This window comes from Thioclava marina (assembly GCF_002020135.1).
GTDB lineage: Bacteria > Pseudomonadota > Alphaproteobacteria > Rhodobacterales > Rhodobacteraceae > Thioclava > Thioclava marina.
The window spans coordinates 1050052-1069656 of the sequence record NZ_MPZS01000001.1; the positions used below are offsets into that span (position 1 = coordinate 1050052).

At 64.9% G+C, this 19605-nt stretch carries 20 protein-coding genes and 1 riboswitch; of the genes, 7 read left to right on the plus strand and 13 right to left on the minus strand.

Annotation, left to right across the window (positions count from 1 at the left end; all coding sequences use genetic code 11):
* Window positions 1-14: 14 nt before the first annotated feature.
* Together hisA and BMG00_RS05035 are read left to right on the plus strand one after the other, a co-directional pair.
* Window positions 15-734 carry a 1-(5-phosphoribosyl)-5-[(5-phosphoribosylamino)methylideneamino]imidazole-4-carboxamide isomerase gene (gene hisA / locus BMG00_RS05030; RefSeq protein ID WP_078573557.1) on the plus strand — a complete coding sequence of 240 codons (720 nt, stop codon included), beginning with the start codon at window positions 15-17 and terminating at the stop codon, window positions 732-734.
* A gap of 105 nt (window positions 735-839) precedes the next feature.
* The gene (locus tag BMG00_RS05035; protein ID WP_078525038.1) at window positions 840-1310 is read left to right on the plus strand and encodes a hypothetical protein; all 471 of its coding nucleotides are present in this window, start codon (window positions 840-842) and stop codon (window positions 1308-1310) included.
* Between the two features lie 78 nt (window positions 1311-1388).
* On the opposite strand, the gene BMG00_RS05040 is transcribed toward BMG00_RS05035, so the two are convergent.
* The gene (locus tag BMG00_RS05040) at window positions 1389-1979 is read right to left on the minus strand and encodes a TetR/AcrR family transcriptional regulator (RefSeq protein WP_078525040.1); all 591 of its coding nucleotides are present in this window, start codon (window positions 1977-1979) and stop codon (window positions 1389-1391) included.
* Between the two features lie 111 nt (window positions 1980-2090).
* Between BMG00_RS05040 and BMG00_RS05045 the strand changes: the two genes are divergently transcribed.
* From BMG00_RS05045 to glpX, 4 genes are all read left to right on the plus strand, one after another.
* A complete protein-coding gene (locus tag BMG00_RS05045) occupies window positions 2091-2306 on the plus strand; it encodes a hypothetical protein (protein ID WP_078525042.1) in 216 nt (71 codons plus the stop codon).
* A gap of 73 nt (window positions 2307-2379) precedes the next feature.
* The gene (locus BMG00_RS05050) at window positions 2380-3684 is read left to right on the plus strand and encodes a homoserine dehydrogenase (RefSeq protein ID WP_078573558.1); all 1305 of its coding nucleotides are present in this window, start codon (window positions 2380-2382) and stop codon (window positions 3682-3684) included.
* A 10-nt stretch (window positions 3685-3694) separates the two neighbouring features.
* Complete coding sequence (locus tag BMG00_RS05055) at window positions 3695-4108, plus strand: VOC family protein (protein WP_078573559.1); 414 nt, start codon at window positions 3695-3697, stop codon at window positions 4106-4108.
* Window positions 4109-4191: 83 nt separating this feature from the next.
* Window positions 4192-5157: a class II fructose-bisphosphatase gene (gene glpX, locus BMG00_RS05060; RefSeq protein WP_078573560.1), complete on the plus strand. Its 966-nt coding sequence runs from the start codon at window positions 4192-4194 to the stop codon at window positions 5155-5157.
* A gap of 137 nt (window positions 5158-5294) precedes the next feature.
* On the opposite strand, the gene gcvP is transcribed toward glpX, so the two are convergent.
* The 10 genes from gcvP to BMG00_RS05110 form a co-directional block, all read right to left on the minus strand.
* The gene (gene gcvP, locus BMG00_RS05065; RefSeq protein WP_078573561.1) at window positions 5295-8132 is read right to left on the minus strand and encodes an aminomethyl-transferring glycine dehydrogenase; all 2838 of its coding nucleotides are present in this window, start codon (window positions 8130-8132) and stop codon (window positions 5295-5297) included.
* 6 nt (window positions 8133-8138) lie between these two features.
* Window positions 8139-8498 carry a glycine cleavage system protein GcvH gene (gene gcvH, locus BMG00_RS05070; protein WP_078573562.1) on the minus strand — a complete coding sequence of 120 codons (360 nt, stop codon included), beginning with the start codon at window positions 8496-8498 and terminating at the stop codon, window positions 8139-8141.
* Window positions 8499-8522: 24 nt separating this feature from the next.
* The gene (gene gcvT, locus BMG00_RS05075; RefSeq protein ID WP_078573563.1) at window positions 8523-9626 is read right to left on the minus strand and encodes a glycine cleavage system aminomethyltransferase GcvT; all 1104 of its coding nucleotides are present in this window, start codon (window positions 9624-9626) and stop codon (window positions 8523-8525) included.
* Window positions 9627-9790: 164 nt separating this feature from the next.
* Window positions 9791-9881, minus strand: a riboswitch (glycine riboswitch).
* A 189-nt stretch (window positions 9882-10070) separates the two neighbouring features.
* On the minus strand, window positions 10071-11402 hold the full coding sequence (locus BMG00_RS05080) for a glutamine synthetase family protein (protein ID WP_078573564.1): 1332 nt from the start codon (window positions 11400-11402) through the stop codon (window positions 10071-10073).
* A gap of 3 nt (window positions 11403-11405) precedes the next feature.
* Window positions 11406-12233: an ABC transporter permease gene (locus BMG00_RS05085; protein WP_078525056.1), complete on the minus strand. Its 828-nt coding sequence runs from the start codon at window positions 12231-12233 to the stop codon at window positions 11406-11408.
* The gene (locus tag BMG00_RS05090) at window positions 12230-13108 is read right to left on the minus strand and encodes an ABC transporter permease (RefSeq protein WP_078525058.1); all 879 of its coding nucleotides are present in this window, start codon (window positions 13106-13108) and stop codon (window positions 12230-12232) included. Before BMG00_RS05090 ends, BMG00_RS05085 begins: the two co-directional genes overlap by 4 nt.
* 45 nt (window positions 13109-13153) lie before the next feature.
* A complete protein-coding gene (locus BMG00_RS05095; RefSeq protein WP_078525060.1) occupies window positions 13154-13873 on the minus strand; it encodes a transporter substrate-binding domain-containing protein in 720 nt (239 codons plus the stop codon).
* A gap of 38 nt (window positions 13874-13911) precedes the next feature.
* The gene (locus BMG00_RS05100; RefSeq protein ID WP_078525062.1) at window positions 13912-14706 is read right to left on the minus strand and encodes an ABC transporter ATP-binding protein; all 795 of its coding nucleotides are present in this window, start codon (window positions 14704-14706) and stop codon (window positions 13912-13914) included.
* Window positions 14707-14846: 140 nt separating this feature from the next.
* Entirely contained in the window at window positions 14847-15290 is a 444-nt protein-coding gene (locus tag BMG00_RS05105; protein ID WP_078525064.1) for a tellurite resistance TerB family protein, read from the minus strand.
* 76 nt (window positions 15291-15366) lie between these two features.
* Window positions 15367-16398 (minus strand): NADP-dependent oxidoreductase, encoded by a 1032-nt coding sequence (locus tag BMG00_RS05110; protein ID WP_078525066.1) that lies wholly within the window; start codon window positions 16396-16398, stop codon window positions 15367-15369.
* 273 nt (window positions 16399-16671) lie between these two features.
* Here BMG00_RS05110 and BMG00_RS05115 point away from each other — a divergent pair, with 273 nt between their 5' ends.
* Entirely contained in the window at window positions 16672-17691 is a 1020-nt protein-coding gene (locus BMG00_RS05115; protein WP_078573565.1) for a hypothetical protein, read from the plus strand.
* A gap of 49 nt (window positions 17692-17740) precedes the next feature.
* On the opposite strand, the gene BMG00_RS05120 is transcribed toward BMG00_RS05115, so the two are convergent.
* Together BMG00_RS05120 and upp are read right to left on the minus strand one after the other, a co-directional pair.
* Window positions 17741-18904, minus strand: coding sequence for an SPOR domain-containing protein (locus tag BMG00_RS05120; protein ID WP_078573566.1), 1164 nt, complete (start codon window positions 18902-18904; stop codon window positions 17741-17743).
* A 67-nt stretch (window positions 18905-18971) separates the two neighbouring features.
* On the minus strand, window positions 18972-19604 hold the full coding sequence (upp, locus tag BMG00_RS05125) for a uracil phosphoribosyltransferase (RefSeq protein ID WP_078525072.1): 633 nt from the start codon (window positions 19602-19604) through the stop codon (window positions 18972-18974).
* Between the last annotated feature and the right edge of the window lies 1 nt (window position 19605).

Sequence of the window (19605 nt, forward strand, 5' to 3'; positions counted from 1 at the left end):
TCAGGAGTGCCCCGATGATCCTCTACCCCGCAATCGACCTCAAGGATGGCCAATGCGTGCGTCTGCTGCATGGCGAGATGGACAAGGCCACGGTCTTCGGTGACGACCCGGCTGCGCAGGCGGCCAAGTTCGAGGCGGCGGGCTGCGAATGGGTGCATCTGGTCGATCTGAACGGCGCCTTCGCGGGCGAGCCGGTGAACGCGGCGGCGGTCGAGGCGATCCTTGCGCGGATCAAGGTGCCCGCGCAGCTCGGCGGCGGCATCCGTGACATGGCGACGATCGAACGCTGGCTCGACAAGGGGTTGGCGCGGGTGATCCTCGGGACCGTCGCGGTCGAGAACCCCGATCTGGTGCGCGAGGCGGCGAAAGCGTTTCCGGGCAAGGTAGCGGTGGGGATCGACGCGCGGGGCGGCCGCGTCGCCACGAAGGGCTGGGCGGAAGAGACCGACGTAATGGTCACCGACCTGGCGAAGTCCTTCGAGGACGCGGGCGTTGCCGCGATCATCTACACCGACATCATGCGCGACGGCGCGATGACCGGCCCGAATATCGAGGCGACCGAGGCGCTGGCGCGCGCAGTCGAGATCCCGGTGATCGCCTCGGGGGGCGTGTCCTCGCTGCCCGATCTCATCGCGCTGCGCGACACCGGCGTGATCGCAGGTGCGATCTCGGGCCGTGCAATCTACGACGGGGCGCTCGATCTGACCGAGGCGTTGGCTGCATTGCGCAACTGAAATTTCGCCTGCGGAAAACCGCAGGCGATGACATGGATCATTGTGAAATGATGTGTGACGCGGCACTCTCCTAGCGAATATTCGCAACGTGTGGAGGGAGTAGAAATGCGTAAACTCATCTTGGTGGCCGCGATCGTCTGCGCGGCCGGGGCGGCGACCGCTCAGGATGTGACGGTGAAATCCAAGACCGACACGAAGGGGTTTGTCGGCCTGAACTGGACCTTCGGCCCGCATGCCAGCGGTCTTGAGGGTGTCGTGGGCGCGATGAACTACCGGATCGACCCCGATGGCGATGTGAAGGGCGCGAAGCTGTCGCTGCATCTCGGCTTCGGCCCCGGCCCGGTTCAGGGCAAGATCAAGCTGACCGGCGTCGCGGGTCAGGATGACGGGATGGCCGAACTCGGTCTTGGCTATGGCAGCCACGGCTTCTTCGGAACGGGTGGATTGCTTGGAGACCACTGGAACGTCGGCGGCGACCTGTACTTCCAGAACGGCTGGGAAGGCTATGCCGGCTTGCACAGCCTGACTTTCGACAAACCGAAAGCACCAGCGATGGTGATCACGCCTGAACAGTGAGGCTCGTTCAACACAGATGACCTTGCCCAACGGCTGGGACCATCAAAGGGCGGCGTCAGTCGCCCTTTCCTTTTGCGCTCAGGCCCCCACCGCCTTGCGCACCATGTCCCAGTAGATGTCGGCCACCATCGCGCGGCTCAGGCGCCCACCCTCGCGGAACCAGGTATTCACGCCGGTCAGCATCGCGATGATCGCCATCGTGGCTAGCTTGGTGTCGGGGATCAGGAATACCGCTTCCGCCTGCCCCGCCTTGAGGATTTCTTCCAGCTCGGTCTCATAGGTCTTCCGAAGCCCTTCAATCTTCGCGAAATTCTCCTCCGAGAGATTGCGCAGCTCCATGTAGCTCAGGAACACCACCTCGGCGCGTTCGAGGTTGAAGCGAATATGAAAGCGCACGAACCGTTCCAGCCGCGCCAGCGCGTCCGCCCCTTCGGGCGCCTCCGCGCGCCAGGCGGCAATCAGGTCGTCCATGTGGCTCTTGAGGAGATCGAAAAGCAGCGCTTCCTTGTCGGACGTATAGAGGTAGAGCGCGCCCGCCTGCACCCCCACCGCCGCAGCAATCTGGCGCATCGAGACCGCGGCAAAACCGTGGCGCGCGAAGAGCCGTTGCGCCTCGGCGCGGATCTTCGGGCCAGTGATCTCGGAATGTGAACCGGTCTTGCGTGCCATGGCTCGACGCTAACTGAACAACCGTTCAATATCAAACCCCAAACACGCGCATTCGGCTCTGGCAAAGCGGGGCGGCGCGCAATAGTTTGGGCGCGTCGATAAGGAGACCCGATGCGCGCGCTTGCCCTGATTGCCTCGCTGGCCATGCTCACCGCCTGCTCGAAGCATTCGAGCGAGGATTATCCCGCGCTGCTGCCGCTCGATCAGATCCTCGACGACCAGCCCCTGAGCCCCGATCCCGCGCCCGATCTCGAGGCCCGCGCGGCGGCGCTCAAGGCCCGCGCGGACATGCTGCGCGCCGATCAAAGCGCCACAACGTCCCCGTGACGCGTTGCGCCGCGTTGCGCCAAGACCGCTTTCCCGCTAACAGGGCGAAAATCATCCGATCATGAGGTCACCCATGTCCCGCGCCACCGATACTGCTCAGCCCCTGCGCCTTGGCATCGCGGGTCTTGGCACCGTGGGCATCGGCGTGGTGAAAATCGTCCAGCGCCATGCCGCGATGCTGGCCGCGCGCTCGGGCCGCCCGGTTACGATCACCGCCGTCTCGGCGCGCGATCGCACGAAGAACCGCGATGCGGATCTCTCCGAATACGCCTGGGAAACCGATCCGGTGACGCTGGCCACGCGCGAGGATGTGGATGTTTTCGTCGAGCTGATGGGCGGCCATGAGGGCGCCGCGAAAGAGGCGACCGAAGCCGCGCTCAAGGCGGGCAAGGATGTGGTGACGGCGAACAAGGCGCTGCTGGCCCATCACGGGCAGGCGCTGGCGGAACTCGCCGAAAGCCTTGGCCGCACGATCCGCTACGAGGCGGCGGTCGCAGGCGGCATACCCGTCATCAAATCGCTGACCGAAGGCCTTGCGGGCAACGGGATCCGCCGCGTGATGGGCGTGATGAACGGCACCTGCAACTACATCCTGACGCGGATGGAGGATGCGGGCCTGCCCTATGACACGGTCTTTGAGGAGGCCCGTCAGCTGGGCTATCTCGAGGCCGATCCCAACCTCGACGTGGGCGGCATCGACGCGGGCCACAAGCTCGCGATCCTCGCCGCCATCGCTTTCGGCACGCAGGTCAGCTTCGACGACGTGGTGCTTGAAGGGATCGGGCGGATCTCGATCGACGATATCCGCCGCGCGGGCGACATGGGCTACAAGATCAAGCTGCTGGGCGTGGCGCAAATGACTGGCCGCGGGCTGGAGCAGCGCATGACGCCCTGCCTCGTGCCGTCGAGCTCGCCCCTAGGTCAGCTCTCGGGCGGGACGAACATGGTCGTGCTCGAAGGCGACTCGGTGGGCCAGATCGTGCTGCGCGGCGCGGGCGCGGGCGAAGGCCCGACCGCCTCGGCCGTGATGGGCGACGTGATGGATCTCGCGCGCGGAATGCGCCTGCCGGTTTTCGGGCAGCCCGCCACCAGCCTTGCGACGCCCACGCCTGCCGTGACCGCGATTGCCGCACCCTACTACCTGCGCCTTCAGCTGGCGGACAAACCCGGCGCGCTGGCCAAGGTCGCGACCGTGCTGGGCGAGGCAGGCGTCTCGATCAGCCGGATGCGCCAATACGGCCATGCCGACACCTCGGCCCCGGTGCTGATCGTCACGCACAAGACCACCCGCGACGCGATCGACGCCGCGATCGAGGCCCTGCCCGCGACCCGCGTGGTCGAGGGCGAGCCGGTCGCGATCCGCATCGAGGAAGTCTGATCCGGTGGCGATGCTCAGCCATATCTCGCTGGGCATCGCGGATTACGAGCGCGCGCTCGCCTTCTATGCCCCCGTGATGGAGCGGCTCGGGCTGCGGCTGCGCTTTGCCGAACCCGACAAGCATTGGGCGGGCTGGACCGCCTCGGACGGCAGCCGGCCGATCTTCTTCATCACGCGCCCCTTCGACGGCGATGCACCCGCGCCCGGCAACGGGCCCATGGTGGCCTTCGACGCCCCAGACCGCGCCACTGTCGATGCAATCCATGCGATGGTCCTGGAGATGGGCGGGTCGGATGAGGGCGCGCCGGGACTGCGACCGCACTATCACCCCGATTATTACGGCGCATATTTCCGCGATCCCGACGGCAACAAGCTCTGTGTGGTCTGTCATAGCCCCACCGAGCCCCAAGCTGCGCGGCGTTAGCGTTCACAGGGTTGCCCTTCCCTGTCCTAAAGGATTTACCTGAGCCCGGCCCGTAACGCCCCATGGCAGACAGGAAGAAACAGATGACCCCTCCGAGTGATTTCAACGACCGCATGCTTTCGCTGGGCCTTGCCCGTGTTTCGGAAGCCGCGGCCCATGCCTCCGCCGACCTGATCGGACGCGGTGACGAGAAGGCCGCCGACCAGGCGGCGGTGAACGCGATGCGCGATCAGCTCAACAAACTCGAGATCCGGGGCACGGTGGTCATTGGCGAGGGCGAGCGCGACGAAGCCCCCATGCTCTATATCGGCGAAGAGGTCGGCCAGGGCGTGGGCCCCGAGGTCGATATCGCACTCGATCCGCTCGAAGGCACCACGCTGACTGCAAAGGACATGCCCAACGCGCTGACCGTCATCGCGATGGCGCCGCGCGGCACGATGCTGCACGCCCCTGACGTCTACATGGAAAAGCTCGCCATCGGCCCGGGCTACGAAACGGATATCGTGTCCCTCGACATGACCCCGACCGAGCGCGTCGTGGCGCTGGCCAAGGCGCAGGGCGTCAACACAAAGGATATCGCTGTGTGCATCCTCGACCGTCCGCGTCACGAAGCGATGATCGCCGAGGTGCGTGAGACCGGCGCGAAGATCCGCCTGATCACCGATGGCGACGTGGCGGGCGTGATCCATTGCGCCGAGCCCGATTTCACCGGCATCGACATGTATATGGGTTCGGGCGGCGCGCCCGAGGGCGTGCTGGCAGCCTCGGCGCTCAAATGCATGGGCGGTCAGATGTGGGGTAAGCTCTTGTTCCGCAACGACGACGAGCGAGGCCGCGCGAAGAAGGCCGGAATCACCGATTTCGACAAGGTCTATACCCGCGACGAGATGGTCCGCTCGGACGTGATCTTCGCCGCGACCGGCGTGACGAACGGCTCGATCGTGAAAGGCGTGAAGCGCGAGCCGACCTATATCGAATCCGAGACGATGCTGATGCGCTCGAAGACCGGCTCGGTGCGGCGCGTGATCTACCGCAACCCCGTCAAGTGATCGGGGCTGAGATATCATTGAGAGGGCGGCCCTTGGGTCGCCCTTTTTCATTTGCGGAAACTGGCGCGCCCTAGCCCACCCTCAAAACCAAAAGGCCGGAGCAACACCCCGGCCTTTTTTTCATCTTTTGAACCGCCTCACTCGGCCGCGTCGGCGTAAGCCTCGAGCGGCGGACAGGTACAGACGAGATTGCGGTCGCCCCAGACGTTGTCGACCCGGCCCACGGGCGGCCAGTACTTGTCGACCCGGAACGCGCCGGGCGGGAAGCAACCGGCTTCGCGCGTATAGGCGCGGTCCCAATCGGCCACCAGATCCTCGACCGTGTGCGGCGCATGGCGCAGCGGGCTGTCCTCGGGGGTGATCTCCTCGCGCTCGACCGCCGCGATCTCGTCGCGGATCGCGAGCATTGCGGTGATGAAGCGGTCGATCTCGGCCTTGGTCTCGGATTCGGTGGGCTCGACCATCAGCGTCCCCGAAACCGGCCAGCTCATCGTCGGCGCGTGGAAGCCGTTGTCGATCAGGCGCTTGGCGATATCGTCCACGGTCACGCCGACATCGGCGAACTTGCGGGTATCGAGGATGCATTCATGCGCCACGCGACCCCGGTTGCCCATGAACAGGATCGGATAGGCCGATTTCAGGCGCGCCGCGATGTAATTGGCGTTGAGGATCGCCACGCGGGTCGCCTGGGTCAGCCCCTCACCGCCCATCATCAGGATATAGGCCCAGGAGATCAGCAGGATCGAAGCCGAGCCATAGGGCGCGGCCGAGACCGGGCCTTCCTCGCCACCGATCTCGGGATGGCCCGGCAGGAATGGCGCGAGATGCGCCTTCACCCCGATCGGGCCCATGCCCGGACCGCCGCCGCCATGCGGGATCGCGAAGGTCTTGTGCAGGTTGAGGTGGCTCACATCCCCGCCGATCTCGCCGGGCTTCACCAGCCCCACGAGCGCGTTCATGTTCGCCCCGTCGATATAGACCTGACCGCCGAGATCGTGAGTGATCTCGCAGACGCGCTTCACCGTCTCCTCGAACACGCCATGGGTGGACGGGTAGGTGATCATGCAAGCCGCCAGACGGTCGCCCGCGTCCCTGGCCTTGGTCTCGAAATCCTCGAGGTCCACATCGCCATTGGGGGCCGAGTTCACCACCACGACCTTCATCCCCGCCATATGCGCTGAAGCCGGGTTCGTGCCGTGGGCCGACATCGGGATCAGGCAGATGTCGCGCTGATCGTCCCCATTGGCACGGTGATAGGCGGCGATGGTCAGCAGCCCCGCATATTCCCCCTGCGCGCCCGAGTTGGGCTGCATGGAGAACGCGTCATAGCCGGTGATCTCGCAGAGCTTTTCGGTCAGATCCGCGATCGCCTCGTGATAGCCCTGCGCCTGATCGGCCGGTACGAAGGGGTGCAGCGAACCGAATTCCGGCCAGGTCAACGGCATCATCTCGGCCGCCGCGTTGAGCTTCATCGTGCACGATCCCAGCGGGATCATCGCCCGGTCGAGCGCGAGATCGCGATCGGCCAGACGGCGCATGTAGCGCATCATCTCGGATTCGGCGCGGTTCATGTGGAAGACCGGATGGGTCAGATATGCGCTTTCGCGCAGCAGCGCGTCGGGCACGGAGGGCTGCGTCGCTTCCGGCGCGGGATCAGTGATCCCGAAAGCATCCAGAAGCCGCGCGACGATCCCCGGATCGCTGGTCTCGTCGAGCGAGATCCCGACCCGGTCACGCCCCACCTTGCGCAGGTTGATGCCGCGATGGCGGGCGGCGGCGAGAATGCCCTGCTGGCCCACGCCGACTTTCACTGTGAGCGTATCGAAGAAGGCATCGGGCTCGACCACGGCCCCGGCCGCTTTCAGCGCCTCTGCGACCTGAACGGTCAGCAGATGCACCCGCTCGGCGATCGCGCGCAGGCCGACAGGGCCATGGAAGACCGCGTAGAAGCTCGCCATGACGGCCAGAAGTGCCTGAGCGGTGCAGACATTCGAGGTCGCCTTCTCGCGGCGGATATGTTGCTCACGGGTTTGCAGGCTCAGGCGGTAGGCGCGGTTGCCATGGCTGTCGATGGACACACCGACGATCCGGCCCGGCATAGCGCGCTTCATCGCATCGGCGCAGGCCATGAAGGCGGCATGCGGGCCGCCATAGCCCATCGGCACGCCGAAGCGCTGCGCCGAGCCCACCGCGATATCGGCGCCCATCGCGCCCGGCTCTTTGAGCAGGCAAAGCGCGAGAAGATCGGTTGCAACGATCGCCACGGCCTTTGCCGCGTGAAGCGCTTCACACTCGGCGGTGAAGTCGCGCACATGACCAAAGGTGCCCGGATACTGGAAGATCGCACCGAAGACCTTCTCAGCCTCGAGCGCCTCGGGCGCCCCCACGATCACCTCGATCCCGAGCGGCTCGGCACGGGTCTTGATCACGCCGATCGTCTGCGGATGGCAGTTCTCGTCCACGAAGAACGCGGTCGCCTTCGATTTCGCGACGCGCTGCGCCATCGCCATCGCCTCGGCCGCCGCCGTCGCCTCGTCGAGAAGCGAGGCATTGGCCACGGGCAGCCCGGTCAGATCCGACACCATCGTCTGGTAGTTCAGAAGCGCCTCGAGACGGCCCTGTGCGATCTCGGGCTGGTAGGGCGTGTAGGCCGTGTACCAGGCCGGGTTTTCCAGGATGTTGCGCTGGATCGCGGGCGGCGTGACCGTGCCGTAATAGCCCTGCCCGATCAGGCTGACCATCACGCGGTTCTTCTTTGCGACCTCTTCCATTTTCTGAAGCAGGCCGAACTCGGTCAGCGGCGCCCAGGTCAGCGGCTTTTCCTGCCGGATCGAGCGGGGCACCGTCTCGTCGATCAGCGCGTCGAGGTCACGCGCCCCCACGGCCTTGAGCATTTCCTCCATCTCGGACGGGGACGGCCCGATATGGCGGCGATTGGCGAAATCGTAAGTGTCGTAAGTCGTGGGGGTGAACATGTGCGATTACCCGATGAAGTCCTTGTAGGCGGCTTCGTCCATGAAGCCCTCGAGCGCCGAAGCATCGGCCAGTTTCATCTTGAAGAACCAGGCCTTGCCAAGCGGATCCTCGTTCACGAGACCCGGATTATCGGCCAGCTCCTCATTGATCTCGACGATCTCGCCATCGAGCGGCGCGAGGATGTCGGAAGCGGCCTTGACCGACTCGATCACGCAGATCTCGTCGCCCTTCGAGACCTCGGTGCCGGTTTCAGGCAGTTCGACAAAGACGACATCGCCAAGCTGCTCGGAGGCATGCTCGGTAATGCCGACGATCACCAGATCGCCCTCGGTCTTCAGCCATTCATGGTCTTCGGTGAATTTCATGGATTGGTCTCCCGGTTGGTTTTTTCAGCGTTTGTAGGTGGAGGGACGGAAGGGCATCGGCACGACCGTGGCGGGCAGGCGCTTGCCGCGCACCTCGCCATAGACGGTGGTGCCTTCCTGCGTGCCAGCGGGCAGATAGGCCATCGCCATCGGCGCTTCGATCGAGGGACCGAAGCCGCCCGAGGTGACGCGCCCGATCGGCTCCCCGCCCTCGGCGCTGGCGAAGATCTCGACGCCTTCGCGCATCGGCGCGCGGCCCTCGGGGCGCAGCCCCATGCGCAGACGCGACGGCCCGTCTTCCAACTCGCTCAGGATGCGCGCCGCGCCAGGAAAGCCGCCTTCACGCTCGCCCCTCTTGCGCCGCGCCTTCTGGATCGCCCAGGCGAGGTTTCCTTCGACCGGGCTCGTGGTGGTGTCGATGTCGTGGCCGTAAAGGCAAAGTCCCGCTTCGAGCCGCAGGCTGTCGCGCGCACCCAGACCGATCGGCTCCACCGCCTCGTCGGCCAGCAGCGCACGGGCAAATTCCACCGCACGCGCCTCGGGCACGGAAATCTCGTAGCCATCCTCGCCGGTATAGCCCGAGCGCGAAACCCAAAGCTCGGCACCGTTCCAGCCGAAGATGCCCACATCCATGAAGCGCATCGCGGCAACGCCGGGCACCAGCGCCTCGAGCACGCCCTCGGCCGCCGGCCCCTGAAGCGCCAGAAGCGCGCGGTCGGTGATCTCCTCGACGACGTCGAGATGGGCCCGCATATGCGCGAGATCGGTCCCCTTGCAGGCAGCATTCACCACAACGAACAAATGATCGCCACGGTTCGCCACCATCAGGTCGTCAAGAATGCCACCCTCGTCATTGGTGAACATCGCATAGCGCTGGCGGCCCTCTTTCAGCCCCGTCAGGCTCACCGGAACCAGGGCTTCGAAAGCCTCGGCCGCGCGCGCACCCGGCACGATCACCTGGCCCATGTGAGAGACATCGAACAGCCCCGCCTTCGCGCGGGTATGCAGATGCTCCTTCATCACGCCCAGCGGATATTGCACCGGCATCTCGTAGCCCGCGAACGGCACCATCTTGGCGCCCAGTTCGACATGCAGATCGTAAAGCGGTGTGCGTTTCAAATCGCTCATCGCGGCCTTTCCCCTTTCAGCCGGATGACCCGGCATCGATCCAAGGGCCGAATCCCGGCCCGCCCGATGCCCCCTCTGTCCTTGCCCTCCGCCGTTTCCGGTTTCGGGCGCCTGAGATCGTTATCCCTTCGGCGGGCGCATTGCGCGCCTCTCTCCAGAGTCCTTGGTCGGATGCGGTCCTTTTGCCTGAGAGTTTACCGGGGCGGTTGCTCCTTCGGCACCGGGGTTTCCCCCAGATTCTCCCGTATCCGACATAGACTCGCATAGCCCGCCCGCTGCGCCACTGACAAGCCCCAATCGCCAAATGCGCCGTTTCAGAGCAAAATCCGACACGCGCTTGTCGAAATTGCCCAAGCGAGAGGCGCAAGCCGCCGCCCGCCCCCATCTTCTTGATCCAAATATCTCGGGGGGCCGCGCGGTACGCGCGGCGGGGGCAGCGCCCCCTCAAACCGTGTCGAGATAGAGCTCTGTCTGCTCCTGCTCGGAGAGTTCCGCCATGTAATGAAGCTCCTGACGCTTGGTCATGGCGAAATTGTCGATCAGCTCGCGCTCGAAGATCCGCGGCATCATCTTGCAACTCGCGAAAGCCTCGATCGCGGTGCCCCAGTCAGTGGGCATCTGCGGCAGGTCGAGCGCATAGGCATTGCCCTTGATCGGCGGCGGTGCCTCCATCTCGTCCTCGATCCCGATCAGCGCCGCGCCGAGGATCGCCGCGATCATCAAATAGGGATTCACGTCGCCGCCCGCGACCCTGTGCTCGATCCGCCGCGCGGCAGGGCCCGAGGCCGGGATACGCAAGGCCGAGGTCCGGTTCTCATAGGCCCAGGCGATGCCGGTCGGCGCGTGGGCGTCGGGCACGAGCCGGTCATAGCTGTTCTCATGCGGCGCAAAGATCAGGGTCGAACCCTCCATCGCCGCGAGACATCCCGCGACCGCGTGGCGCAGCTTGTCAGAGCCCTGTGCCGAGCCGTCGTTGAAGATGTTGTTGCCCTCACGGTCGAGCACCGAGAAATGCATATGCATCCCGTTGCCGGACCATTCGTCATACGGTTTGGCCATGAACGAGGCCGCGAAGCCGTGCCGCCGCGCAAGCCCTTTCACCAGCATCTTGAAAAGCCAGCTGTCATCCGCCGCGCGCAGCGGATCTGCCTGATGGCTCAGGTTGATCTCGAACTGGCCCGGACCGGCCTCGGAGATCGCCGTATCGGCGGGAATGTCCATCAGCTCGCAGGCTTCGTAGAGTTCGGTGAAGAAAACGTCGAAAGCATCGAGCGCGCGCAGGGACAAGACCTCGCCCCCGGTCCGACGCTTGCCCGAACGCGGGCTGGGCGGAACGCGCAGCGTCTTGCCGCTGTCGTCGATCAGGAAGAACTCGAGTTCGGTCGCCACCACCGGGGTCAGCCCCTTGGCCTTGTAGCGATCCATCACCCGCGCCAGCGCCTGACGCGGATCGCCCGCATAGGGCTTGCCGTCCATATGGAACATCCAGATCGGCAGCAGCGCGGTCGGTGCCGAGAGCCAGGGCATCGGCAGAAAGCCCCGCTCGGTCGGCATCAGGAGTCCATCGCAATCGCCGGACTCGAAGACGAGCGGGCTATCCTCGATATCCTCGCCCCAGATGTCGAGATTCATCACCGAGAACGGAAATCGGGTGCCCTCGGTAAAGACCTTGTCGGCAAAGCGCGCAGGCAGGCGCTTGCCACGTGCCACCCCGTTGAGATCAGCTGCCGCCACGCGGATAGTGCGGACATCGGGATGGTCGTGGAGCCAGTTCATTTCTCACCTGATGATTTGCGGCCTGAACCGGATACGCCTGCGGCTTTCCTGCGGCAGGTGTCGATTGAGGCGCCGGTTGATCACCCCGAAGACCGCGATCACCGCCAGCGTCAGCAGGATGAAGTAGAAGGCCGCAATCGGGTAAGGGATGAATGGGTTGAAGGTCTTGTCCGCGAAATATTTCGCGTAATAGAGCGCGTCGCCCTCTTGCCGGAATGCCGGGAAGCCCGAGAAGAAGACGAGCGTCGTGGCGTGGAAGAGGAAGATCGCCTCGTTCGTGTAGGACGGCCAGCCCAGACGCAGCATCGTCGGCCAGGTCACGCGGCGGAACTTGGCCCAGCCGGTCATGCCGTAGGCGTCGGCCGCTTCCAGATCGCCCTTGGGAACCGAACGCAGCGCGCCGTAGAAGATCTCGGCGGCATAGGCGGAGGTGTTAAAGAACAACACGACCAGCGCCCCCGCCCAGGCCCGCGTGATCCAGTCGGTCGCGACCGTGATCCCGAGGATCGGGATGCCCGCACGCGGCAGCATCGCGAAAGCCTCGTAGGCGAGGAAGAACTGGATGAAGAGGGGCGAACCGCGGAAGACGAAGATGAACCACTCCGCGGGCTTGCGGATAATCGCGCGTTCGGAGTTCTTCGCCACCGCAAGCAAGGTGGCAAGGAAGAAGCCCGCCAGCAGCGCGAGAATGCCGAAATAGAGGTTCCACAGCATCCCCGATCCGATCAGGGTGAACTGCTGGCACAAGGTGAAATCGGAACGCGGCAGCAGCCGCTCGCCGATGCCTACGGAGCGCAGGCCGTAATCCGCGATGGTCTGGATGCAACTCATACGCCCGCCTTCCTGAGTGCTTCGCCTGCCGCAGTAGCCTGCCCGAAGGCGAGGCGGCGGTTGACCCGGGCCAACACGACTTCCGAAAGCTTGGTCATCAAGAGGTAAAACACCAGAAGCACGAGGAAGTAATAAAGCCGCCAGTCCGGGTGCGGGAAGGCGTAGATCTGGGACTTCGTGGCGCCCAGTTCGCGCGCCCAGTAGACGATGTCCTCGATGCCCAAAAGGAACAGTAGCGGCGTCGCCTTGATAAGGATCATCCACAGGTTCGACAGGCCGGGGATCGCATAGGCCCACATCTGCGGGATCAGCACGCGGCGGTTCACCTGTGCGCGGGTCATGCCATAGGCCTCGGCGGTTTCCAGCTGCGCGCGCGGCACCGCCTGCATCGCCCCGAAGAGTACGTTGGCCGCGAAGGCGCCGTAGACCACCGAGAAAGCGATCACCGCGAGGCCGAAGCCATAGATTTCATGGTAGATCTGCGGCGATGATCCCAGCGGGATCTTGGCCGCGGCGCAGACATGGAATTCATTGCCCGTCCAGGCCGGGCCGGGATCAGCGCAGACTGCGCGCGATTTCAGGTATTCGAGCCCCTGATCCATCGCGATCGGCACGAAAAGGAAAAAGACGATGTCGGGCACGCCGCGCACCATCGCGATATAGCCGCGTCCGAGCAGCTTGAACGGCCAGAGCGCCGAGCGCGCGGCCAGCGCCCCCCCGAAGCCGAAGATCAGCGCCACTGGCGCGGTGATCGCCAGCAGGATCAGCACGATCCCGAAGGAGCCATAGAACAGCATGTGCTTGCCCGTGGTCAGGTAGCACAGCATCCATGACAGCCCGTGCAGGGCGGAGGGGTCGGAACAACTCTCGAACATCGCAAGTCAAAACGGGGACGAGCCAGAGCTCGCCCCCGATTCCGATCAGTTGAAGGTCAGGGCGTCTTCGCCGAAATACTTCTTGATCATCGTGTTCAGCGAGCCATCGGCTTTCATCTTCGAGATGGCCTCGTCGAACTTGTCCTTCAGCGCGGTATCGGACTTGCGCAGGCCGATGCCGATGCCCTTGCCGAGCGGCACGTCTTCACCCACGAATTCCATCCCATCGGTGCCCGCGAACGGAACCAGAGCATCCTTGTCCGCAAAGACCGCATCGGCCTCGCCGTTCTTCACAGCGGCGATCGTGTCGTCGAGGGTCGCGTATTCGGCGAGCGTCGCGCCGCTCTCGGCGACATGGGCCGCCTGAATGGTGCCGGTCTGCGCAGCGACCACGCCGCCCTTGAGATCGACATTCGGGTCCATCGACATGTAGGCCGAAGCCGCCGGCGGGTAATAGGCCTGGGTGAAGTCGATCGACTTCTCGCGCTCTTCGGTGATCGACATGCCCGCGATGATGGTGTCGTAGTTGCCCGAGAGCAGGTTCGGGATGATCGAATCCCAGTCATTGGTGACCCAGGTGCAGGTCAGGCCTTCCATCTCGCACAGCTTGTCGCCCAGCTCGCGCTCGAAGCCCGCAACCTGGCCGTTATCATCGATGTAGTTGTAGGGAGGGTAGGCGCCCTCGGTACCCATGCGGACCGTTTCAGCCGCGGCGACGCCGGCCGTCAGGCCGAGAATGGCGGCGGTCAGGATCAGTTTCTTCATTTGTGAGTTCCCCTGTCGTTGGACTTTGGTTCTTGGGTTCATGCCGGCGCGGTGGCCGACAGGAATTGTTGCAGGCGCTCGGATTTGGGAGCGCCGAAAAGGGCCTCGGGAGGCCCCTCCTCCTCGATCTTTCCCTGATGCAGGAAGACGACGTGATCCGAGACATCACGTGCGAGCCGCATGTCATGGGTCACGAGGATCATCGTGCGGTGCTCGGCGGCGAGATCCTTGATGACCTTGACCACCTCCTGCTGCAATTCGGGATCGAGCGCCGAGGTCGGCTCGTCGAAGAGAAGCGCCTTGGGCTCCATGCACAGCGCCCGCGCGATCGCCGCGCGCTGCTGCTGGCCACCCGAAAGCTGCGCTGGCCAGGCATCGCATTTGTCACCGATACCGACCTTGGCCAGAAGCGCACGCGCGAGAGGCTCGACCTCCGCGCGGTCGCGCCCCAGCACCGTCACAGGCGCTTCCATCACGTTTTGCAGGATCGTCATATGGGCCCAGAGATTGAACTGCTGGAACACCATCGAAAGGTTCGTGCGAAATCGCGTGACCTGGGCGCGATCCGCCGGTCGGCGCGCCAGCCCCTCGCCTTTCCACGCCACCGCCTCTCCCTCGAAGATCACTTCGCCTTTCTGGCTGTCTTCAAGAAGATTGCAGCAGCGCAAAAGTGTCGACTTGCCCGAGCCCGAAGACCCGATCAGCGAGATCACATGCCCACGCGGCGCGGTGATCGAGACGCCCTTGAGCACCTCAAGCGAGCCGTAGCTCTTGTGAAGGTCGCGAATTTCGATGACGGGCGCGTCTTGGGGCGCGGGCTCGTTTGTGGTCACGCGGGCAGCTTCTCTTTGTCCATCCGGTCAATCTGGCGCGATTTTGGGGATGAATGCAACTGGGCCAAAAGGCTTGACCAAAGGGAAACGGGCGAAATCACGGGCAGATGGCGAAAAAATGAGCTTGGACCGCAATCCGATCAACCACGTCGCGCCTCCACGCGCTGACGTGCCCGGGCCGAATCGACATCGTTCACTCCCAGCAATTTCGCCGCGAGCCGGATCAGCGCATCTTCATGCGCATCGCGCACGCCATCGGCCAGGGCGACATCCCAGAGCGCCTCGATCACGCCGGTGCGGTCCTCATAGGCGACCTTGTCCTTGAGCGCGCGGGTGAAGCGCACCGTGTCGGGCGCACCTGCCTCTACCTCTTCGGCACGCTTTCGCATCTCGGTGGCCTCGAAGCCGGAGAGCCCGTTGCGCTGCGCGAGAACCCGGTCGATGCGGATCTTCTCCTCCTCATCGTAATGCTCATCCGAGCGCGCGAGCCGCACCAGAAGCGCACCGAGCGCGAGTTCACGCTCTTCTCCCGCCATCGGATCGGGGGCGGGGTCGTTAAGGATATTGAGAAGACGTCCAAACATGGGGATAGAGATAAGGATCCGGCGGGAAAGGGCAAGTCACTGAAAGCGGAGCCCCTGCCCCTCCCCCCGGCGCGCCTCAGCCGACGCGCACCACGACCTTGCCGAAATTGCGCCCCTCGAGCAGATCGTAAAGCGCCTGCGGGGCGGCCTCGAGCCCCTCCACCACCTGCTCCTTGTAGCGTACCTTCCCTTCGGCGAGCCAACCGGTCATCTCGCGGGCGAACTCCTGGTAAAGCTCGGCGGGGAAACTGTCGAAAATGATGAAGCCCTGCATCTTCACCTTCATCCGCAGGATGGTCGAAAGGATCTGCGGTCCGTGATCAGGGCCTTCGGGCAGGCCGGGCAGGTTGTACCAGGCGACCATGCCGCAGACCGGCATCCGCGCGAAAGGGTTCAGGAGCGGCAGCACCGCATAGAGCACCTCGCCGCCGACATTCTCGAAATAGACATCGATCCCGTCCGGACAGGCGGCGGCGAGCTGCGCCGCGAAATCCTCGGAGCGATGATCGATGCAGGCGTCGAACCCAAGCTTTTCGACGACATGGGCGCATTTTTCCGCCCCGCCCGCGATGCCGACGACGCGACACCCCTTGATCCTCGCGATCTGCCCCACGGTCGCGCCGACCGGCCCGGAGGCGGCGGCGACCACCACAGTCTCGCCCGGTTTCGGCTCGCCGATCTTCAACAGCCCCGCATAGGCCGTGTAGCCGGGCATACCGAGAATACCGAGCGCCCAGCTCGGGTTTTGCGGCTCCGGCCCGAGATTGAGAACCTGAGTGCCATCCGAGACGAACCAGTCCTGCCAGCCCGAGGGGGCAAGCACGTAATCGCCCTTCGAAAAACCCGCGAGATCGCTCTCGATCACCTCGGCCACGACCTGCGCAGTCATCACCCCGCCGATCTCGACCGGGGTCGCATAGGATTTCGCATCGTTCATTCGCCCGCGCATGTAGGGATCGAGCGACAGCCAGACCGTGCGCAGGAGCATCTCGCCCTTGCCCGGGCGCGGCACGGCTTCCGTCTGAAGCTGCAGCGTATTTTCGCCGGGCGCCCCTGTCGGGCGTTCGGCCAGAATGATCTTGCGATTGGTCTCGGTCGTCTGCGGCATGGCGTGTCTCCTCTTCGAGCATCCAAGCTAGCTCGCGCTCGCGCCGGGGAAAGGGGGGCGCCGCCCCCCTCTTCGGCTCGCGCCGAATTCACCCCCCGAGATATTTTCGTCAAGAAGAAGCGACGGAGGATGATCCTTCTTCTTGACCCAAATATCTCGGGGGTGAATGGCCGAGAGGCCAGAGGGGGCAGCGCCCCCTCACGCAACGGCTTAGATTGACCCTGAGGGAAGATCGGCTATCCTCTTGAGAAACAAGAGCAGTAACGGGTCCGCATGACCGCCCTATCCGAATATGAACGCCTTGAGGCCGAGGGGATCTGGCGTCCCGACCCGGAGGCGCAGCGCCAGGAGGTGATCCTCTCGCTTGGCGATGCGACGCTGGTGATCGCGGATGACCGCTCGGCCACGGCGCTCGCGCATTGGTCCTTGCCCGCGATGATCCGGCTCAACCCGGGCGCGCGGCCCGCGATTTACGCTCCCTCGGCCGAGCCCGGAGAGGAGCTCGAGATCTCCGACGAGACGATGATCGCCGCGATCGAGAAGGTTCATGCGATGATCGAGGCGCGCCGACCGCATCCAGGACGGCTGCGCGGGGTGCTGATCGCAAGCGGGGTGGTCCTGCTCGGAGCGGTGGTGCTGTTCTGGCTGCCGGGTGCGCTGGTCGATCACGCCGCACGTATCGCCCCGCAGGCCAAGCGCGTCGAGATCGGGCGCAAGCTCCTGACCGAGTTCACCAAGATGACCGGCCAGCCCTGTCACAGCGGCGCGGGCGACAAGGCGCTGGCGGCACTGGCCGAGCGGCTGCCGGGTCAACAGGTGATCGAGGTGCTGCCCGAGGCTCTGGACGGGGCGCGGCTGCTGCCGGGCGGGCTCGCCGTGGTCGGACGAAACACGATCGCGGGCCCGGATACGCCCGAGGTGGTCGCGGGGTTCCTGATCGCCGCACAGCGCGGCGCGGCGGGCGAGCGGCCGTTGCACCGGATGCTCGATTGGCTCGGTCCTGCGGCGGCGTTGCGGCTGCTGACCACCGGCGACCTGCCCGAAAAAGGCATCGCCGAATACGCTCAGCAGTTGATCCAGCACCCGCCCGAGCGGCCTTCCAATGACACACTTTTGCATGCATTCCGCGATGCGGGCGTGAGCTCGACGCCCTATGCCTATGCGCTCGATCCGACCGGCGAGAGCGTGCTCGGACTGATCGAGGCCGATCCCTTCAAGGGCCAGCCCGCGCCGCGCCCGGTACTCGAGGATGCGCAATGGGTCGCCTTGCAGGATATCTGCTCGGCGCATTGAAAAAGCGGCCCCGTCAAAGGCCGCTCCTTATCGTTCAGGGCGTCGGCGCTCAGCGAAGAAGCGCGTCGGAAAATCCGGCAGATTTCGCCGAGACAAGCGCCTGTTTGAGGGCAGCGGTGTTCGAGAACGGGCCTGCGTAGATCACCGTGAGCCTCCCCGCCTTGCCGGTCGCGACCGGCAGACCCAGCGCGCGCAGCCGCGCCTTCGCGGCCTCGGCATTGGCGGGCACTCCGAAGCTGCCAACCTGCACGAAGCGCTTGCCGGAGAGCGCGCCCGGGCGGGTCGCTGTCTTCGCCGGTGCCACCGATTTCGAGGACACCGTCGCCTGCGACGGCGCGACGGGCACGTAGATCACGCGGGTGCCAGGCGGCGCAGCCATCTGCATCGGCACGCCCTCGGTCCAGCGCTGCGCCATCTGCGTGTCTCCATAGGCGGAGCGCGGGCCGCGATAGGGGTTGAGGCGCCCATCGTCAAAGGCCGGACGCCAGCCCCCTTCCGGCGACTTCGAGGTGGTCACGACCGACGCGAGACCACCGACGCTGACTTCGCGCGGGATCTGGCGTGGCGCGGGGGACGCGACGACCGCAGATGCGCCCGGGAGCACATAGGTGCTGGAGGGAGAGGTCTCTTGCGGGCCGCAACGCACGCTCATTCCATCGCGCGTCACCATCAACTGTTGCGCCAGCGGATCGAGGCCCGCGCAGTTCCCGTTCGCGACCGAAGTGCCCGTCGAGGAGGCGATCACCACAGGGGCCGATTGCGGGACCGGGTAGAAGGGGGAATTCGTGGCGCTCGGCGCCGGGATCGTCCTCGGGGCGACCGTCGGGGCCGGAGCACTCGCGCGCGGGGCGCGTGCGGGGACCGCCGCCGTGCGCATCGGGGCGGCTTTGGGTGCGGGAGATGTCACGACCGGCGCGGGGCGCGGGACGACACCGGACGCTGCAGCGAGTTCGGCATCCGAGAACGTCGGCTTGTAGCCGCAGACAGGCGTGCGATCACGGTTGATGCGCGGCACCCATTTCACCGCCTCGCCATAGCCCGCGCGAATGAAGACGCAGCCATTGCTGTCGACATATTGGCGGCCCTCATAGGAAGACGGGGGCGTTTCGGCGGGCCCATAGTCCTCTGCCTGCGCGACGGTACCGAAAAGCCCCGCTCCAGCCCCGAAAACCGCGGCAAGAAACACCGCTGAAAGACCGCCGTCAAAACGCATATCCGCCCCCTGTCCAATCAAGCGACAGGATGACGGAGTCTTTCTTTTGAGTAAAGGGGGTTAGGCCTTACTTGGTGCCGAACATACGGTCGCCCGCATCGCCCAGACCGGGCACGATATAGGCATGTTCGTTGAGGCATTCGTCGAGCGCTGCAGTCACGATCGGCACATCGGGATGGGCCTCTTTCATGCGCGCGACACCCTCGGGGGCGGCCAGCAGGCACATGAAACGAATGTTCTTAGCGCCCTTGGCCTTGATCAGGTCGATCGCCGCGACCGAGGAATTACCCGTGGCCAGCATCGGATCGACCACGATGGTCAAGCGGTCTTCCAGCTCACCCGGCAGCTTGCAGTAATATTCGACCGGTTGCAGCGTCTCGGGGTCGCGATAGAGACCGACAAAGCCCACTCGCGCCGCCGGGATCAGTTCCAGCACGCCATCGAGCAGACCATTGCCCGCGCGCAGGATCGAGACCAGCGCGAGCTTCTTGCCCGCCAGGATCGGCGCATCCATTTCGCAAAGCGGCGTCTCGATATTCTTCGAGGTCAGCTCCAGCTCGGCGGTGATCTCATAGGCCAGAAGCAGGCTGATCTCGCGCAGCAGGCGACGGAAGGAGGCCGTGGAGGTGTCCTTCTCGCGCATCAGGGTCAGCTTGTGTTGCACCAGCGGGTGCTTGACGACGGTCAGGTGTTCACTCATT